Origin of the sequence: Hominimerdicola alba (assembly GCF_900109655.1) — a bacterium.
GTDB classification, from domain to species: Bacteria; Bacillota; Clostridia; order Oscillospirales; family Ruminococcaceae; genus Hominimerdicola; species Hominimerdicola alba_B.
The window spans coordinates 1-17,132 of sequence record NZ_FOAT01000025.1 but is presented as its reverse complement, the minus strand read 5'-3'; the positions used below and the strand labels follow the sequence as shown (position 1 = coordinate 17,132).

Below are 17,132 nucleotides of genomic sequence, written 5' to 3'. Positions count from 1 at the left end.
ATTATTCTGTGACCTCTTCAGCCTTATCGAAAAATGCCTGCTTTTGCTCATCGGAAAGCCCGGTTTCATTAAATGCATATGAGCTGACCCCCATCAGTCCGTCAGGCACATTTATTTCTTTGAGATTATGACAGCCTGAAAAAGCAATATCATCTATCACATTAATGCTGTCAGGCAGTGTGATCTTGGAAAGCCCGCTTTCATAAAATACACCTGTGTTGATCCTTTTCAGTCCGTCAGGCAAATTTACTTCTTTGAGATCTTTGCAATATGCAAAGGCACTATCACCTATTACCTCAATGCTGTCAGGCAGTGTGACATTGGAAAGCGCAGTTTCCAAAAATGCATTTTCGCCGATCCATTTCAGTCCGTCAGGCAAATTTATTTTTTTAAGATTTTTGCAAAGAAAAAAAGCATAATCATCTATCTCATCAATGCTGTCAGGCAATCTGACCTCACGGATATTTCTGCAGATTGAGCGGTGAAAGTCGGTTTTTCCGCCAAAGTCATCGCTGAAAGACAGCCTCCCTATCTCCGTAACCTCAAGTCCGTCTATCTTGTCAGGTACATGTACGTGCAGATAAGTTCCGTAGTAATCTGTGATAGTTATGCCGCCCCAGTCGTTTTTCTTATATCCAAACATAAATGCGGGCATACCTATCTTCCAGAATATCGCCCCCAGAATGGCATAGACCGCGATAAGCCCAAGCAATATCGCAGCCACTATAAACCCGATTTTTTTCCTGGGACGTGCCGCAGCTTTTTGTCCCTCTTCATTTAGTGTCATACTTTATTATCTCCTTAAATCTTCGTGCGACAAGCCCGCCGCTGACCCTATCGTGGGTACTCCTGCTTTTATCATCAGTGAGTGATGGACGACCGCTCGGAGACGCTTCGCTGTCCTCGCTGGCAGACGCGCGGCAATATATCGACGCGGAAAGTATGGGCGTGGACGTTTGTATGTCCACGCCCATGATTATATTATTGCCGCGCCCTTGGGTCGAAGTTCGCGATTCTATTTACGGCACGGTTGCCGAGTCGCTTTTGCGCCTTGGTGATTGAGGGCTCTGCCCTCAAACTCCCGCAAGCTTTTCGCGAAAAGCTTGACCAAAAGCTCTATTCCTTGGCATTCTATCCTAAGAACAGCATACTTCCCGCCCTGCCAAAAATTGATGAACACACTAACGCTTCGCTTTTAGTGTTATGAATTGATTAGTCCACCAGAACAGGGTCGAAGTTCTCTGTCCAGGGCAGACCCCACTTGTTCAGTGCTTCCATGAAAGGATCGGGATCGAATTCCTCAACGTTGTATACGCCGGGTTTCTTCCACTTGCCTGTCAGCACCATCATAGCGCCTATCATTGCGGGAACGCCTGTGGTGTAGGAGATAGCCTGTGAGCCAACTTCCTTGTAGCACTCCTGATGATCGCATACGTTGTATACATAGTAGGTCTTGTCCTGACCGTCTTTCTTGCCCTGGAAGATACAGCCGATATTGGTCTTGCCCTTAGTTCTGGGGCCAAGGCTTGCAGGGTCGGGGAGAACAGCCTTCAGGAACTGGAGAGGTACTATCTCCTTGCCCTCGTACATGATAGGCTCGATGGAGGTCATACCAACATTCTCCAGACACTTCAGGTGTGTCAGGTAGCTCTGACCGAATGTCATGAAGAAACGTATCCTCTTGATGCCCCTGATATTCAGTGCCAGTGATTCCAGCTCTTCGTGGTGCAGCAGGTACATATCCTTTTCGCCCACCTGATCGAAGTTGTATACTCTCTTGATCTCCATAGGCTCGGTCTCTACCCACTTGCCGTCCTGAATGTAGCTGCCCTTTGCGCTTACCTCACGGATATTTATCTCGGGGTTGAAGTTTGTAGCAAAGGGATAGCCGTGGTCGCCGCCGTTGCAGTCGAGGATATCTATATAGTTTATCTCATCAAAGTAGTGCTTCTGTGCATAAGCGCAGAATACCCCTGTAACACCGGGGTCGAAGCCCGAACCCAGCACAGCGGTGATGCCGGCTTTCTCAAATCTCTCGCGGTAAGCCCACTGCCAGCTGTATTCAAACTTAGCAGTATCCTCAGGCTCGTAGTTTGCGGTATCCAGATAGTCCACCTTGCATTCAAGGCAAGCGTCCATTATATGCAGATCCTGATAAGGGAGAGCCACGTTGATACAGATATCGGGCTTGTACTCCTTCATCAGCGCAACCAGCTCGGGAACGTTATCAGCGTTTACCTGTGCGGTAGTGATATTTGTCTTGGTCTTGCCCTGAAGCTCCTCCTTGAACTTGTCGCACTTGGACTTTGTCCTGCTGGCGATACAGATATCTGTAAATACCTCACTGTTCTGGCAGCACTTGTGTATAACAACACCTGCTACTCCTCCTGCACCTATTATCAAAGCTCTTGACATTTTAACATCTTCCTTTCGGTTTTAAATTTTTATTGGTAAAGCGGATAGATCCGCATATCTATTTAAGTATTATCAGCATCGTCCTTGCTGTCGGAAATTTTATTCAGCTCTTCCCTGACCCACATCTTCCAGCTTATATCATCATTGATACGAACGATGATCAGCACAGGTATAACAAAGACTATAATCAGGACATTCAGTAACAGCAGAAAGGATGCCAATTTGCCAAGGGGAGAAAACTCGGTTGTCCTGAATTCGGCTTTTTCGCCGCTGGCTGTGAATTCAGGTTGTTTTTTTATATCATAGCTGCGTTTTTTCGTTTTCGTTACCTCTAGTACCTTGCCATCTTCGCTTACATAAGCTAACTTTATGCCTCTGTATTTTTTACAGATGTCATTCGCGGACACGTTTAAATTAAGACTGTCAGAGCTATACCCAAGACTTTTTTCAATCGTTATCCTCTCGACTTCTTTAGAGTGGACAGACAGCGAAACATAGCCGTCATCGTTATATCTTGCTATATCACTGCTGCTGTCTATATTCAGGTCTTCAAAAATAAACTCTGTTGTGCCGTGCTCATCAAGTCCTTTGTCCGCTAAGCGCTCCGGAGGTGCGTTGAAATCGGTGTACATATCATCGCCTATCTCGTCCTTTTTAACAAGAACGTCGATATAAGCCGTACCATCGGGGGCATCGCTGTAATCAAGATATACGTGGCGTTTGTTCACAGGCGGGTGTCTTCCGATGGACGGTAAAATATAAATAAAGCTCAATATACCTAGTAATATCATCATCACCAATATCATTTTTAAAATATGGATTATTTTATCTTCTATGTCTGTATTTTTGGAATTGTTTTCTTTCATAGTAATTCACCACACAAAAGGCAGAAGCCTGTACCTAACTTTCTTCTTGTAGTCTGTATACCCTTTGAGCCCTTGTTCAAGGACTTTTTCCTCGTTGCCTATCCTCGTTACGATTATAATGGGGTAGGCGAGGAATATCACAAAGGATATCACCGAGCCCAGCACCAGGGGTGCCGAGCAGAACATCAGAATAGTCGCAGTGTACATGGGGTGACGTATCACTCCGTAAAGCCCTGTGTCGATGACTTTCTGTTCTTCCTGAACTTCCACCGTGCGTGAGAGATACTCGTTCTCGCGGAGAACTTCGGCATACATGGCGTAGCCAATAAGGAATATCACCGCCGCGGTAATGCTCACCCACATGGGGAGCCTCAGCCAGCCAAAGCGGAAACTCAGCCCCGCCGTGATGAAGCCGCCAAGGAACATCAGCATACTGGATATTACCACGCCTTTCTGGGTAGTCTCCTGTTCCTTGCTGTTAAGGCGTTTTCTCAGCAGTTCGGGACTTTTCAAGGCAAGCACCACACCGATGATAAACATCGGCACGAAAAGCACTGCCATGAATATCCAGCCCTGAGCAAAAGCCATCGTCCCCGCAGGCAGGAATATCAGCAGACCCAGTATCACCAGACCTATTAGGAATTTTGTCACTGCGCTTATCATCAGTTTTCTGTCCATAATATCACCCCGTTAGAATTATTAAGGCGATACCGCATGACTGTTTCACAGCTGTCCCCTCCCTGATAGTATTTTTAGTTCGCGGTGCTTTGCCGCTCACATTATATATACGTTTTTGGGGGAGAATATTTATGGTGTGGTTTTTCATAAATATACGCAGCTGCGGATGTGTGTATTGCACAAAAACTTTGCGGAACTGCCTTTCGGTCAGTTCTTTACGGCAGAAAACACGGCACATTCGCCGTCATCGCAGTGGCAAATCACCCACTTGAACTTCGGCGATACTATGTAAGCATCTTCCAGATAGAAAATCTCGGACAAAACCAAGAATATCTCCTCGGCATAGCCCTCATATACCCAGCCTTCGGAGAGTATCAGAAACAGTTTGCTGTCCCTGTCCTCTTCGGGTATAAGCTCACGTACCCGCGAAAAATAGGCGTATTCGTCAGCCCCGCATCTCAGCGGCTCACTGTGGGCAAGTCCGACCCTGAAATTGAGCCAGCTGTATGCAAGGGTGCTCACGCGCTGTTTTTTCATATCGAGGAATGTATAGCAGAATTTTGTTATGATGTCCTTCCAGCCCGTTTTTGCGAACTCTCGGAATCTATCCGGGGCTATGCCCTTTTCCCTGCGGACTTTCTCTATCTCGTCTCTCACAAGATAGCTTGTCTCGGGCTTTTTCTCAAATTCCATATACCCTCCAAGGCTTTCGCCGTACTGACCTTAAACCCATGATAACACAGACAGTCCCTGCTGTCAACCGCCCGCCCAAGGCAATGCCGCAACGTGCGGTTGCGATTTATTATATGGTAATCCCGCGGCACACCAAACCCAAAACTCTTTTGACGGGCAATATCGAATAGCCGGTTGTCTTCTTCCCCCCGCCGCAGGCGGGGGAAGAAGATATCACCATAAAATATACCTGTCAATGGCATCTCAAGCGGTGAGCCAAAGGGATATCCTGAATTTTACTTACCCGTGGAACCTCAGCAGCATCTCCCTCATAGTCTTGCAGGCGAGGGCTGTGCTTCTTCCGCTGGGGTCGTATGCAGGTGAAAGCTCGTTCATATCAAAGCCCACGATATTCAGCTCCGAGAGCACTTCGATAGCGTCAAGCAGTTCATCGAAATGTACTCCGCCAGCCTCAGGTGTGCCTGTGCCGGGGAATTCCGAGGGGTCGAGAACGTCCATATCAAGGGTGAAGTATACAGGCGCATTGCCGATATATCCAGCGACTTCGCGGAGAGTGCGGAAGTCGAAAAGGTTCAGGGAAGTATGCTCCTGCATAACGAATTCAACTTCGCTCTTATCGGCACTGCGTATGCCGAACTGGAACAGTCTGCCATCGCCAAGTATCTCCTGACAGCGACGCATCACGCAGGCGTGGGAAAGCTTAACACCCAGATAATCCTCACGGAGGTCTGCGTGGGCATCGAACTGTATAACGTGCAGGTCGGGATATTTCTCAGCGCAGGCTCTTACAGCACCAAGGGTAACAAGATGTTCGCCGCCTATCATGCAGGGTATCTTGCCGTCTGCAAGTATGGTGGCAGTTCTTTCCTTGATATCGTCAAGTGCTCTTTCGGGAGAGCCGAAGGGCAGTTCAAGGTCGCCGCTGTCGAATACCTTTATATCCAGCATATCCTTCATCTGGTACACCGAGAAAGTTTCGATTCCGAAGCTCTCGCTCCTCATCGCCTGACTTGCAAACCTCGTTCCCGGGCGGAATGAAGTGGTGCTGTCAAAAGGTGCGCCGAACATTACTATCTTTGCTTCATCGTACTCGCAGTCGCAGGCGATGAAAGTCTGTACATTTTTCTCTAACATTATTATTCTCCTTTCGGTATAGACGTTGTTATTGGTTATTATAAAAGTGTTCCCATGATAGATCGTATCTAGCACTTCACTAAAATGAAAGAGCCGATCACAGCCGGGAGTCCCAAAAACGTAAACATTATCATCTCCATTATCGATCGATAATAGTATGCAGGAACAATAACGAATTCCCACGGTTCATTTTCGAGATATGATATTTTAACTTTGGAGCCTTTTCTGTATTTTCTGAGCAGTATAGTCATTCCGAACTTGCTTTGATATTTATGTGAGATCTTTGAGGTATCAAGAAACTGAATGATCGGAAAATAATTTTTCGTTTTATACCATTCAGCGTGATGATCTTTTATTACTGCCTTAGTGCTTATCCCATTTTTAACAATACACCTGACAGAAAGAAAATGACTGATCCCCGCTCCAGATCCAAGCAATGCCGGAACAGAGAGTATTTCCAAGAACACAGAACCCCAAAAAAGCGTAGGTTTTCCGCCGTAATAAATATATAGTCCTTGAAAGACCGTTAGGATAACAATATAGCAAGCGATCACGATACGGATAACGATTTTCACATTATATCACCACCTGAGTACCAGCAATCACGAATTCTCCAGTATCTCCAGCACATCATTGGGCAGGGCGAAACAGCCCTTGTGGAGGTCGGTGTTGTAGTAGCGGGTCTTTATGCCGAACTCTTTCCAGCGGTCGGCTTTGAGGTCGTATACGGGGTGCAGGTTCTTCGAGGCAAAGCCGAAAAGCCAGTGTCCCGAGGGATAGGTGGGTATATGCGCCTGATACACCATGGATACAGGGAAGCTTGCGCCGATGCGCTTGTGCGTCCTTGTCACCATATCCACGTAGCTGTCGTAATAGGTGCTTTCATGCTGATTTATCAGTATGCCGCTGTCCGTCAGCGCCTTGAAGCAGTTGCCGTAGAACTCCTTTGTGAAAAGTCCCTCTCCCGGACCGAATGGGTCGGTGGAATCCACTATGATAAGGTCGTATTCACTGCTCTTTCGGCGGACGTATTTCAGACCGTCCTCAAAAAACAGGTGTACTCTGGGGTCATCGAACTTGCAGGCTGTCTGGGGGAGATACTCCTTGCAGACTTCCACCACCTGCTCGTCTATCTCCACCATATCGATATTTGTAATGGATTCATAGCGGGTCAGCTCGCGGACAGTTCCGCCGTCGCCCGCACCGATGACCAGTACATTCTTGATATCGGGATTCACAGCCATAGGCACGGCTGTTACCATCTCGTGGTAGATATATTCGTCCTTTTCGGTCAGCATGATGAAACCGTCAAGCACCAGCACCCGCCCGAATTCGTAGGTATCGAAGACATCTATCTCCTGATAATAGCTTTTGCCGGAGTAAAGCTGCTTCTTTACTTTTATTGTAAAATTAACATCGTCCGTATGCTTTTCAGTAAACCAAAGATCCATGGTGTTCCCTCTCTTCTATTTAACTTTTCAACTGTTAGTTATTATAAAGTATAATATAATATCTTGGCATAATATCCGTCATCAGCCTTGCCAAAGCCGATGTAATAATAATACTGACCCTGGATCCTGTCAGGGTAAAAACGGTCATATACCTCGGTAAAATCAATGCTGTATCCCAACTTTGAAGCTGATTCTTCCAGCTCGTTTTTGATACTGCCGAAGCTTTTATTATCGGTCGGGACTTTTAGCAGTTCTCCGCTCTTTTCATTTTCGGGCGTACTTTCATTTAGTGTGTCCAGAACGTTGTCCAAGTTCTCATCAGCAGAAAGCTCTTTTACCCCGATTTCAGGAAATGCCTTTTCGATAAATTCTTCGGGGTCGCTTATACCGCTGACTATCAGCCTTGCTTGTACATCTCCGGCACCGGTAGACCAATTATACTTTAAAGGTTCGGCACCCGCCGGAATAGTCATGTTAAGGCGTTTCTCAACTTCGGCTATGCGTTTATCATCAAAAGTGTCCCAGTCTTTGTAGGTTTGTTTCATGAAATGATAGCACGGGTATATTAAAGCCCCGAAAAATATCAGCAGCAGAAGTGCTATTCTTATCAAGTTTGTTATCAGCTGTTTTTTCTTTGGACTTTTTTCTTTTTCCATACTGTCAGCTCGTTTCTGTCCTGTTTTATGTACTCATAATCTCTTGGTGAAATGCACCTGCATCTTGTCGCCATTGTAGCCTTGCCGCTTGTAGAACTCATGCGCCCCTGTTCGGGTGCTTCCCGAATTCAGTCGGACTAGCGTTATGCCACGCTCTTTAGCCCATTCTTCAGCGGCTTTTATCAGTGCCGCACCTATGCCCAGCCGTCTGCATTTGCCGCTTACTGCCAGACCCAGATAGTTCACCATCTTCTTATAGTACAAAACTTTGTACTCTTCTACATGGATATACCCCACGGTTCTGCCGTCCATCTCGGCGACGAAAACAGCCTCGCGGGAACTGTCCAGCCCCGCAATATTCGCCCTGACCATCTCCGCATCACAGGGATAGCCCAGGTCTTCGCGGCTTATTTCGGCGATATCTTCGGCATCCTCGGGACGTATTTCGCGTATGAAAAAATCAGCCATAGCTTCACCCGAATATAAATCTGAGTATCACGATGACAGCCGCTATCAGCCCGATGGCGGAAGCCGCCACGAAGCCCAGCACCACTCTGCCGAAGGTCTTGCCCGATATGCTTGCGTTTATCCTGAGATCGCGCTTCGGCTTGGCAGGAGTGAGCTCCTGATAGAATGCGCCGTTCCCCTGAAAGCCCTGTATATTGTTACTGCTCAGAGGTTGTTTTATCTCGTTGGGGTTTTTAAGATCTTGTTTGTTGTCCATATTATTACCCTCTTTTGCTTTATTAATACTGGTTTGCATAGAGCTTTGCTTTGTAGCTGTCTTCGTCCTTGTAGAACACTATATTATATTCAATGTATCTATCGCAGTTGTATGCGATATATGCGCTGCCCAATCTAAGGTCATTATTATAATCGTAATCGCGACCCTCATCACCGAAACCTTTTTTCAGATCATTTACGTTATCAACAACAGAGTACGTGCCGTCATAGCAGTTCTCCATAAACTCTTCCGGGTCATCGATATTTTTCAGCCAAAGGTAATAGGAATAATCCCCGGCGCCATGAGTTTCCTCAAATTTAACGGGAGTTGTATTTCCCTCTATCGTAATACTCATTCTTTTGTGGATCATCTCGATATCATCATCACCGAAAAATCTGATTGTGCGGTGCGTTGCATGATCTATGATGAAATATACTAATGCGCAAAAAATAACAATTGCTGCAATGAGTTTAAGAAAGTCACGAATCAATTGTTTTATTGTTTTTTTCATAATACTTCTTTTCTCACTCGCTTACTGCGATTATCCTTATATACAGTTTGTTGTCCATATTATTACCCTCTTTATATCTTGTTACCTGTCTTCATCAACGACCTTTGCTTTGAAGCTGTCTCCGTCTTTGTAAAACGCTATTACATAACCATAGTAGTAGGGGTTATACCCAGCGTAATACTCACTGGTGTACATGATATATGAACTGTCTGCTACTAAACTGCCATTGTAATCGTATAATGCACTAATTGATTCTTCTCCAAATTCTATCAGATCACTTTTATTCTCAATAACAGCGTACGAACCGTTATAGCAGTTCTCCATAAACTCTTCGGGGTCATCGATATCTTTCAGCCAAAGTTCATAGCAGTGATCTCCGTGACCCCAACTTAACTTCATTTTTTCGGGAGTTGCGCTTTCGTCGAGCGTAATGTTAAATTCGTCGCGTATGATCTCTTTCTCTTTTTCGCCGAAAGAGTAAAATATACGGAAATGCGAAAAAAATATGAGCAACGGGATCGCAATGATAAATAAAATTATAGTTATCAGACAGCCGCTGACTATTTTATTTCTGCCTTTTTCTCTTTTTTCGGTTATATCTACTATCATCTGCTTATCACCTTAATAAAAACGTTCTGTTGTCCATATTATTACCCTCTTTATTTATCTGTCATCTGCATAGACCTTTGCTTTGAAACTTTCTCCGTCCTTGTAGAACGCTATATTATATTCAAAGTATCTATCGCAGTTGTATATGATATATGAACTGCCTGCTGTTAAACTGCTGTTGTAATCGTATGATGCACTGATTTCTTTTTCTCCGAATTCTATCAGATCACTTTTGTTCTCAACAACAGAGTACGTGCCGTCATAGCAGTTCTCCATAAACTCTTCGGGGTCATCTATATTTTCCAGCCAGAGTTCATAATCTGGGTCTCTTCCACGGATCCACTTCAGCTTTACGGGGGTCGTACTTCCCTTGATCGTAATGCCCAGACGTTGGTTGATAATCTCCATCTCTTTGTCACCGAAAGATGTATATACACGGATCATCGAACGCATACCGAGGACAATAACGATACCTACAAAGACCACAAAGCCCAGAATGGCTATCAGACAGCCCCAGCCAAAGACAGCTCCATCTCCTGCTTTTTCTCTTTTCATATTTTTTCTCACTCGCTGACCACGTTTATATAGTTTATCTCAAGGTCTTCCGTACCTGTCAGCAGGCAGCCCTTTTCCTTGCAGTAGTTTATGTAGCTGATTATCTCCCTCGTTATGCGCTCGCCGGGGGCAAGTATTGGTATGCCGGGGGGATAGCACATCACGAATTCTCCGCATATCTGACCCTCGCTCTCGTTTATCCACACGGGGTGCTTGTCGCTGTAAAAGGCTTTCTGCGGACTCATTTCAACCTGCGGGTCGATGTACTCGTGGTCGAAAAGACCTGTGGGGTCTTTTGAATAAAGGCGCTTTATCTCGCTGAGTGAGGATATGAAGCGCTCTATTTCAAGCTCTCTGTCACCTGCGGAAACTATGGCGAGGATATTGCCGATATCGCCGAACTCTATCTGGATATCGTAGTCATCGCGGAGTATATCGTAGACCTCAACTCCCGCAAGTCCGATATCACGGGTGTGTACGCTCAGCTTGGTGGAATCAAAGGCGTAGAAATCATCGCCGTTTTCCAGCTCCTTGCCGTAGGCATAATAACCGCCTATCTTGTTTATCTCATCGCGGGCGTAGTTTGAATATGCCACAGCCTTCGCAAAAAGCTCCTTGCCGTTCAGGGCGAGGTTCTTCCTTGCGATATCAAGGCTGACCATCAGCAGATATGAACCGCTGGTGGTCTGTGTCAGGTTGATTATCTGGCGCACATAGCCCTCTGATACTGTGTTCTTGCACAGCAGTAGCGAGGACTGTGTAAGGCTTCCGCCTGTTTTGTGTATGCTGACAGCCGCCATATCAGCCCCCGCCGCCATAGCCGAGCAAGGCAGACCCTCGCCGAAATAGAGGTGGGTGCCGTGGGCTTCGTCCGCAAGCACCAGCATACCGTGTTCGTGGGCTAGTTTTACTATCCCGCGGATATCGGAGCATATGCCGTAATATGTGGGATTGTTCACCAGCACAGCCTTGGCATCGGGGTGTTCGCGGATAGCTTTTTCAACATCGCTGACGGACATACCAAGGGGTATGCCAAGACGTTTGTTGGTGCCGGGGTCAACGTAGACAGGCACAGCGCCGCATACAACAAGGGCGTTGATGGCGCTTCTGTGGACGTTTCTGGGCATGATGATCTTTTCGCCCGCTTTGCAGGCGGTGAACACCATAGTCTGCACGGCGGAGGTAGTGCCCCCCACCATGAAGAATGCGTGGTCAGCCCCGAAAGCGTCTGCCGCCAGCTGTTCAGCTTCCTTTATGACGGATACGGGGTGGCAGAGGTTATCCAGATTTTTCATGGAATTGACATCGCACGCCATACACTGGTCGCCAAGAAAGGCTTTAAGCTCTTTATTCATACGTCCGCCCTTATGCCCGGGCACGTCAAGTCGGACGATACGGTTTTTCATGTGTTTTTTCAAAGCCTCATATAAAGGCGCTCTGCTTTGTAATTCATAATTCATAATTCATAATTCATAATTATTGTCAAAGACGCAGCGTAGTGCTTCGCCAGTACAATAGCTATGGATCTATATCCCCCCTTGTAGATTTGATTATAGAGGTAAGTAATTTTATAAGTTCGATACAGTCGCCGTGTATCGAATCGTATTGAGTCTTGGTTATATAGTCTGTTCTGTACAGAAGTTCAAGCCAGTATTCGGTCTCGGAAGCTTCTTTGAGTGAGATGTTGACCTTTGAACAGAAGTCAGCACGACTTTGTCCCCGCATAGCTTCTTTAAGATTAGCACCGATACTCGTACCGCTTCTTAGCACCTGCTTTGACATGACAAACTCTTTTTTTGCTGTCGCAGAGAAACTGATACAGCCTGACAATGCGGACAGCAAAATCCATACTTTTTTCAAGTACGATATTATTTTGTTTCACACCACATCATGCCCCCCATATAAAAACATAACCCATAATCCATAATCAGAATGACACGGTAAAGTCATATGTCAAAACAATTATGAATTATGAATTATGAACGCAATAACGCTTGCGCTTTTATTGCTATGAATTAATAAATGTTCATGCCGCTGTAGATCTCTATCATTTCGCGGCGGAGGCTGTCGGTGATATCGAGACGCTGTTTGGGTGTCAGCTCGTATACGTCCTTTTTGAACAGGTAGTTCTGGAGGTCGATCTCTTTTATCAGCAGCTTGGTGTGAAAAATATTGGACTGATATACATTCACGTCGATGGCGTCATATCTGGTCAGCGTGGACTTATCGATATAATCCTGAATGGAAGTTATATCGTGGTCGATGAAGAACTTCTTGCCCAGCACATCACGGGTGAAGCCGCGGACGCGGTAGTCGATGGTGATGATATCGGAATCGAAGCTGGCTATCAGATAATTCAGCGCATTAAGCGGAGAGATAGTACCGCAGGTGGATACGTCTATATCCACGCGGAAGGTGGAGATAGAGTTATCGGGGTGATACTCGGGGAAGGTGTGTACCGTCACGTGGCTCTTATCAAGGTGAGCGTGTATCATCTCGGGAGTATCGGGAAGAATGCCCAGATTGCAGGAGGGGTCGATAGAATCCTTATCCAGCTCCTTTTCGGCAATAAGCACATTCACCGAAGCGCCCTGGGGCTCATAATCCTGCTTTGAGATATTAAGGACACGGGCGCCTATCATCTCGGTAACGTCACAGAGTATCTTGGTAAGACGTTCGGAGTTATACTGCTCGTCGATATACTCGATATAGTCCTTCTGTTCTTTCTGTCCCTTAGCGTAGCAAACATCGTATATATTAAAACTGAGGGTCTTGGTAAGATTATTGAAGCCGTAGAGGGTGATCTTATTATTCTCCAATCTGCCATCTATCCTTTCGGTGTATTTGACGCAAGCCCAGTAAATACGCGGTCTTGCGGTGGTTGATCATGGTGTGTTGATATGCTGTTTCCATCCTACAGCAAACTATAAATCATTATAACATATTTTTTTATAAATGTAAAGACACAGAGGTGTAAAAGTTTTTGATAAGGGGTGGATTTGCGGCTGAGGAGAGAATGCCAAGGAAGAGAGCTTTATCTGACTAGCGTTAAAGAAGTAATCCATCCATACCGAAACAATTGATACAGACGATACAGCGGATCAACAGCCACATTTTTGATATAATCCCCTTAGAGTAGACACACTAAAAACAAAAGTGTGAGAACTCAAAGGGGGTTATTTTATGTCAAGAAAAAACTGACAGATGAAGAACGGCTGGCAGCGGTGCAAGAATACCTAAATGGAGAAGGCAGTTATCGAATGATCGCAAATAAGTATGGGATCAATTTTTCATACTTCCGAAAGCTTGTTATTCTGTTTCAAGATGCATTAGAAACACGAAAGTCGAATAAGAAATACACAGCTGAAACAAAATTAGCAGCAGTAAAGGAATATCTTGAAGGGAAAGGAAGTCTAATAGAAATATGTAAAAAATATCATATAACATATGACAGTATTCTCATCCGGTGGATAAAGTGCTATAATAGTGGTAAAGAATTTAAGGAGCGTACACGCTCGAAAAGATGAATTACCATGAACAAAGGCAGAAAAACCACTCTGGAAGAACGCATTGAGATCGTAGCATTCTGCATCGAGCACTGCAAGGATCATGGGCTTACAGTGGAGAAATACGGAGTATCTTACCAACAGATCTATTCGTGGGTTCGGAAGTATGAAGAAAAAAGAGTAGAAGGACTCGCAGACCGACGGGGCAAGGCAAAGCCGGAAGAAGCACTCACAGAAGCAGACAGGCTTCGTATGGAAAACAAGATATTGCAAGCCAAACTGAAAGATATAGAAATGGAGAATAAGCTGTTAAAAAAAACTGAGAGAATTGGAAGGTGGCGATTGGTAAGCGGAGTACGAAATGAGGAAAAGTATCTGGCGATCCAATACATGAACGAAGCGGAGCATTATCCGATCCAAAAGCTCTGCAATGCGGTTCATATCGCACGCTCGGCTTACTACAAGTGGCTGCATCGGACACCGAGCCATAGCCAGCAGGTCAACTAAAAGATTGTAGAGTGGATAAAACAGCACTATGAAGAACGCAACGGGATTTTAGGATATAGACAGATGACAGTCGTGATAAACCGTGAACATGACGTGCATTACAACAAGAAACGGATTTACAGATTAATGCAGATTCTTCATCTGAAATCAGTCACCCGTGTCAAGAAGAATACATATATTCCGTCAACACCGCAGATCACAGCGGAGAATATTCTGAACAGAGATTTCCACGCAGATAAGCTGAATGAGAAGTGGCTGACTGATGTAACGGAGTTCAAATACTATGTTGGTACGAACATCAAGAAGCTGTATCTGAGTGCGATCCTCGACCTTTATGACAGGCGTATTGTAGCTTACAAAATCGGTGACATTAATAACAATGATCTTGTATTTTCAACATTTGATGAAGCCATTTGGCTAAATCCCGATGCTCATCCGATTTTTCACAGTGATAGAGGATTTCAGTATACAAGCAGAACATTTCACAAGAAACTTATGGACGCAGGAATGATACAAAGTATGTCCAGAATTGGCAGATGTATTGATAACGGACCGATGGAGGGTTGGTGGGGAATGCTTAAATCTGAGATGTATTATCTTCGAAAATTCACAGATAAAGAAAAACTGATCACGGCAATAGAAGAATACATCAGGTACTACAACACAGGACGATACCAGATCAAGCTGAACTGTATGACTCCTATGGAGTACCATGAAGCGTATGCAGCGTGACCGAATAATCGCAGCGGCAAGCACCTTTTTCGTTCGTCGCTCTGCTCCTCACTTCAAAAGGTGCTTGCCAATTACTGTCAACAACAAAGCAGCCTGCACAAATTGCACAGACTGCTTTTGGTTATTAAATAGTATTTTTTTGTTTTTTGTGCTGTTTACTTGACTGGGGGCAGGTCACTTCAAGTGTGGCTGTTTTGTTGTTTAGTAATATTCCAGCGCATATGGGTATACTGTCAGGCTATGCTTTCGAAATATGCGGCTACATGGATATACTTGCTATATATCAACTTTTGAATTGTGCTAAATCAACCAAGATGTTGGTTAATTTAGTGCGTATTATTGACAGTTGCGTCTATCTGTGATATAATGATGAATATACAAAGTGATATTAAATTTTATAATAAAATTTAATTAAAAAGAGGCGACAGTAATGCAGAAGCGTATTACGCTTGCAAAGCACAGCAAAGCAATGCTAACTGTTTTTATGATTCAATATCTGATATTATAAGCTTAATCTGTGTGATAAGAATATCCACAGGGTTCGCTTTTGTTTTTGAAAAAATAACGAAGGAGGAAAAAAGATGAAACACAAAAAGGATCGATTTTTAAGCATATTACTCAGCGTTGTGATGATGCTTACGATGCTGCCTGCAACGGGCTTGCAGGTGTATGCAGATGTTGGTGATGTTGTGCCGGAAGCGGATTGTCTGACATTTACGGCAGAACAAGACGGCTCATCGGTCACGGTTACGTATAGAGGTGGCACATTGCAATATAAGAGAACTAACAATGATAAATGGAACTCTTATACAAATGGCACTACGATTTCGCTCAATAAAGATGAATCCGTTCGCTTCCGTGGTACTGGAATAATATTCAACTCCTCCAATCATATTTCAATTGGCGGACGAGTAGCGTGCAGCGGAAATGTCATGTCGCTGAGGCTGGACAATTTTAAAGATCAGAAAGACGGTGGTTTGAGTAACAGTTGCTTTGAATATATGTTTTACCGCTGTACCTGCCTGACAAAAGCACCGGCACTGCCTGCAACAACTTTGGCAGATGGCTGTTATGCGAGAATGTTTTCCGGCTGCACTAGTCTTACAGCCGCACCTGCATTGCCTGCAACAACTCTGGCACAGTACTGTTATTCGAATATGTTTTACGGATGCACCAGTCTTACAGAAACACCGGCACTGCCTGCAACTACTCTGGCATATTCCTGTTATTCGAGTATGTTTTACGGCTGCACCGGTCTGAAAAAAACACCGGCACTGCCTGCAACAAAGCTGGCAGATGAGTGTTACCGTTATATGTTTTCCAGCTGTACCGGTCTTACAGCCGCACCTGCATTGCCTGCAACAACTCTAGTAGAGCACTGTTATTCGAGTATGTTTGATGGCTGCACCGGTCTGACAGCCGCACCTGCATTGCCTGCAACAACTCTAGCAGAGCACTGTTATTCTGGTATGTTTTCCGGCTGCACCAGTCTGAAAGAAGCACCGGCACTGCCTGCAACAAAGCTGGCAAGGTCCTGTTATTCGAATATGTTTTACGGTTGCACCGGTTTGACCGCCGCACCCGCACTGCCTGCAACAACTCTAGCATATAACTGTTACTATCATATGTTTTTCAGGTGCATCAGTCTGACAGAAGCACCGACACTGCCTGCAACAAAGCTGGCAGAGAACTGTTACTATGGTATGTTTTCCCTCTGCACCGGTATGACAGAAGCACCGGCACTGCCTGCAACTACTCTAGCAAATCATTGTTACCATAGTATGTTTTCCAGCTGCACCGGTCTGACAGTTACACCGGCATTGCCTGCAACAACTCTAGCATCTAACTGTTACTATTATATGTTTTACGACTGCACTGGTCTAACAGAAGCACCGGAACTGCCTGCAACAACTCTGGCAACTGAATGTTATTCGTGTATGTTTTACGGCTGCACTGGTCTGAAAGAAGCACCGGAACTGCCTGCAACAACTCTGGCACAGTCCTGTTATTCGAGTATGTTTTACGGCTGCACTGGTATCAAGCTGTCAGAAACGCATACCGAGGAATACAATTACATATACCGGATTCCGTCTGG

The 17,132-nt window shown here is 45.1% G+C and carries 21 protein-coding genes; 4 read left to right on the top strand and 17 right to left on the bottom strand.

The genetic code is table 11. The features are described 5' to 3' along the window. Position 1: 1 nt before the first annotated feature. The 17 genes from BMY75_RS16350 to speD all read right to left on the bottom strand — a co-directional run bounded on the left by BMY75_RS16350 (position 2) and on the right by speD (position 13,111). The gene (locus BMY75_RS16350; RefSeq protein WP_074836056.1) at positions 2 to 787 is read right to left on the bottom strand and encodes a leucine-rich repeat domain-containing protein; all 786 of its coding nucleotides are present in this window, start codon (positions 785 to 787) and stop codon (positions 2 to 4) included. A gap of 425 nt (positions 788 to 1,212) precedes the next feature. After that, complete coding sequence (locus BMY75_RS16345) at positions 1,213 to 2,415, bottom strand: saccharopine dehydrogenase family protein (protein WP_074836054.1); 1,203 nt, start codon at positions 2,413 to 2,415, stop codon at positions 1,213 to 1,215. 62 nt (positions 2,416 to 2,477) lie between these two features. Next, positions 2,478 to 3,143, bottom strand: a complete 666-nt coding sequence (locus BMY75_RS16340; protein WP_074836051.1) for a hypothetical protein — start codon at positions 3,141 to 3,143, stop codon at positions 2,478 to 2,480. Positions 3,144 to 3,287: 144 nt separating this feature from the next. Next, positions 3,288 to 3,959, bottom strand: a complete 672-nt coding sequence (locus BMY75_RS16335) for a methyltransferase family protein (RefSeq protein ID WP_074836048.1) — start codon at positions 3,957 to 3,959, stop codon at positions 3,288 to 3,290. A 207-nt stretch (positions 3,960 to 4,166) separates the two neighbouring features. After that, a complete protein-coding gene (locus BMY75_RS16330; protein ID WP_074836045.1) occupies positions 4,167 to 4,652 on the bottom strand; it encodes a DUF6756 family protein in 486 nt (161 codons plus the stop codon). Between the two features lie 279 nt (positions 4,653 to 4,931). Continuing rightward, complete coding sequence (gene speB / locus BMY75_RS16325) at positions 4,932 to 5,786, bottom strand: agmatinase (RefSeq protein ID WP_074836042.1); 855 nt, start codon at positions 5,784 to 5,786, stop codon at positions 4,932 to 4,934. A gap of 68 nt (positions 5,787 to 5,854) precedes the next feature. Then, the gene (locus BMY75_RS16320; protein ID WP_074836040.1) at positions 5,855 to 6,361 is read right to left on the bottom strand and encodes a DUF3592 domain-containing protein; all 507 of its coding nucleotides are present in this window, start codon (positions 6,359 to 6,361) and stop codon (positions 5,855 to 5,857) included. 27 nt (positions 6,362 to 6,388) lie between these two features. Next, positions 6,389 to 7,237, bottom strand: a complete 849-nt coding sequence (gene speE / locus BMY75_RS16315; RefSeq protein WP_074836037.1) for a polyamine aminopropyltransferase — start codon at positions 7,235 to 7,237, stop codon at positions 6,389 to 6,391. A 41-nt stretch (positions 7,238 to 7,278) separates the two neighbouring features. Further along, positions 7,279 to 7,893, bottom strand: coding sequence for a hypothetical protein (locus tag BMY75_RS16310; RefSeq protein ID WP_074836033.1), 615 nt, complete (start codon positions 7,891 to 7,893; stop codon positions 7,279 to 7,281). A gap of 33 nt (positions 7,894 to 7,926) precedes the next feature. Further along, positions 7,927 to 8,361, bottom strand: coding sequence for a GNAT family N-acetyltransferase (locus BMY75_RS16305; RefSeq protein WP_074836029.1), 435 nt, complete (start codon positions 8,359 to 8,361; stop codon positions 7,927 to 7,929). Positions 8,362 to 8,365: 4 nt separating this feature from the next. Next, positions 8,366 to 8,617 carry a hypothetical protein gene (locus BMY75_RS16300; RefSeq protein ID WP_074836025.1) on the bottom strand — a complete coding sequence of 84 codons (252 nt, stop codon included), beginning with the start codon at positions 8,615 to 8,617 and terminating at the stop codon, positions 8,366 to 8,368. Positions 8,618 to 8,639: 22 nt separating this feature from the next. Next, positions 8,640 to 8,972, bottom strand: coding sequence for a hypothetical protein (locus tag BMY75_RS16295; RefSeq protein WP_139199876.1), 333 nt, complete (start codon positions 8,970 to 8,972; stop codon positions 8,640 to 8,642). A gap of 237 nt (positions 8,973 to 9,209) precedes the next feature. Then, the gene (locus BMY75_RS16290) at positions 9,210 to 9,737 is read right to left on the bottom strand and encodes a hypothetical protein (protein ID WP_074836019.1); all 528 of its coding nucleotides are present in this window, start codon (positions 9,735 to 9,737) and stop codon (positions 9,210 to 9,212) included. Positions 9,738 to 9,791: 54 nt separating this feature from the next. After that, complete coding sequence (locus tag BMY75_RS16285) at positions 9,792 to 10,292, bottom strand: hypothetical protein (RefSeq protein ID WP_139199874.1); 501 nt, start codon at positions 10,290 to 10,292, stop codon at positions 9,792 to 9,794. A gap of 8 nt (positions 10,293 to 10,300) precedes the next feature. Beyond that, positions 10,301 to 11,752 (bottom strand): aminotransferase class I/II-fold pyridoxal phosphate-dependent enzyme, encoded by a 1,452-nt coding sequence (locus BMY75_RS16280; RefSeq protein ID WP_074836013.1) that lies wholly within the window; start codon positions 11,750 to 11,752, stop codon positions 10,301 to 10,303. A gap of 58 nt (positions 11,753 to 11,810) precedes the next feature. Further along, positions 11,811 to 12,074, bottom strand: coding sequence for a four helix bundle protein (locus BMY75_RS16275; RefSeq protein WP_347500232.1), 264 nt, complete (start codon positions 12,072 to 12,074; stop codon positions 11,811 to 11,813). A 233-nt stretch (positions 12,075 to 12,307) separates the two neighbouring features. Then, positions 12,308 to 13,111: an adenosylmethionine decarboxylase gene (gene speD / locus BMY75_RS16270; RefSeq protein ID WP_074836011.1), complete on the bottom strand. Its 804-nt coding sequence runs from the start codon at positions 13,109 to 13,111 to the stop codon at positions 12,308 to 12,310. Between the two features lie 441 nt (positions 13,112 to 13,552). On the opposite strand from speD, the gene BMY75_RS18845 reads away from it, so the two are divergent. From BMY75_RS18845 to BMY75_RS16260, 4 genes are all read left to right on the top strand, one after another. Continuing rightward, positions 13,553 to 13,819 (top strand): helix-turn-helix domain-containing protein, encoded by a 267-nt coding sequence (locus tag BMY75_RS18845; protein WP_081350597.1) that lies wholly within the window; start codon positions 13,553 to 13,555, stop codon positions 13,817 to 13,819. 6 nt (positions 13,820 to 13,825) lie between these two features. Continuing rightward, positions 13,826 to 14,305, top strand: a complete 480-nt coding sequence (locus BMY75_RS17780; protein ID WP_139199870.1) for a helix-turn-helix domain-containing protein — start codon at positions 13,826 to 13,828, stop codon at positions 14,303 to 14,305. Positions 14,306 to 14,308: 3 nt separating this feature from the next. Next, a complete protein-coding gene (locus tag BMY75_RS17775; protein ID WP_139199868.1) occupies positions 14,309 to 15,037 on the top strand; it encodes an IS3 family transposase in 729 nt (242 codons plus the stop codon). 581 nt (positions 15,038 to 15,618) lie between these two features. Further along, positions 15,619 to 17,132 (top strand): leucine-rich repeat protein (locus BMY75_RS16260; RefSeq protein WP_170844332.1); only part of this gene is annotated, 1,514 nt, incomplete at its 3' end.

Excerpts from the sequence above, each read along its gene's own strand:
- BMY75_RS16295 (WP_139199876.1), bottom strand. The coding sequence starts at position 8,972 with ATGAGTATTACGATAGAGGGAAATACAACTCCCGTTAAATTTGAGGAA.
- BMY75_RS16290 (WP_074836019.1), bottom strand. The coding sequence starts at position 9,737 with ATGATAGTAGATATAACCGAAAAAAGAGAAAAAGGCAGAAATAAAATA.
- BMY75_RS16310 (WP_074836033.1), bottom strand. The coding sequence starts at position 7,893 with ATGGAAAAAGAAAAAAGTCCAAAGAAAAAACAGCTGATAACAAACTTG.
- BMY75_RS16300 (WP_074836025.1), bottom strand. The coding sequence starts at position 8,617 with ATGGACAACAAACAAGATCTTAAAAACCCCAACGAGATAAAACAACCT.
- BMY75_RS16285 (WP_139199874.1), bottom strand. The coding sequence starts at position 10,292 with ATGAAAAGAGAAAAAGCAGGAGATGGAGCTGTCTTTGGCTGGGGCTGT.
- speE (WP_074836037.1), bottom strand. The coding sequence starts at position 7,237 with ATGGATCTTTGGTTTACTGAAAAGCATACGGACGATGTTAATTTTACA.
- BMY75_RS16275 (WP_347500232.1), bottom strand. The coding sequence starts at position 12,074 with ATGTCAAAGCAGGTGCTAAGAAGCGGTACGAGTATCGGTGCTAATCTT.
- BMY75_RS16280 (WP_074836013.1), bottom strand. The coding sequence starts at position 11,752 with ATGAATTATGAATTACAAAGCAGAGCGCCTTTATATGAGGCTTTGAAA.
- BMY75_RS16330 (WP_074836045.1), bottom strand. The coding sequence starts at position 4,652 with ATGGAATTTGAGAAAAAGCCCGAGACAAGCTATCTTGTGAGAGACGAG.
- BMY75_RS17780 (WP_139199870.1), top strand. The coding sequence starts at position 13,826 with ATGAACAAAGGCAGAAAAACCACTCTGGAAGAACGCATTGAGATCGTA.
- BMY75_RS16335 (WP_074836048.1), bottom strand. The coding sequence starts at position 3,959 with ATGGACAGAAAACTGATGATAAGCGCAGTGACAAAATTCCTAATAGGT.
- speB (WP_074836042.1), bottom strand. The coding sequence starts at position 5,786 with ATGTTAGAGAAAAATGTACAGACTTTCATCGCCTGCGACTGCGAGTAC.
- BMY75_RS18845 (WP_081350597.1), top strand. The coding sequence starts at position 13,553 with ATGATCGCAAATAAGTATGGGATCAATTTTTCATACTTCCGAAAGCTT.
- BMY75_RS16350 (WP_074836056.1), bottom strand. The coding sequence starts at position 787 with ATGACACTAAATGAAGAGGGACAAAAAGCTGCGGCACGTCCCAGGAAA.
- BMY75_RS16305 (WP_074836029.1), bottom strand. The coding sequence starts at position 8,361 with ATGGCTGATTTTTTCATACGCGAAATACGTCCCGAGGATGCCGAAGAT.
- BMY75_RS16345 (WP_074836054.1), bottom strand. The coding sequence starts at position 2,415 with ATGTCAAGAGCTTTGATAATAGGTGCAGGAGGAGTAGCAGGTGTTGTT.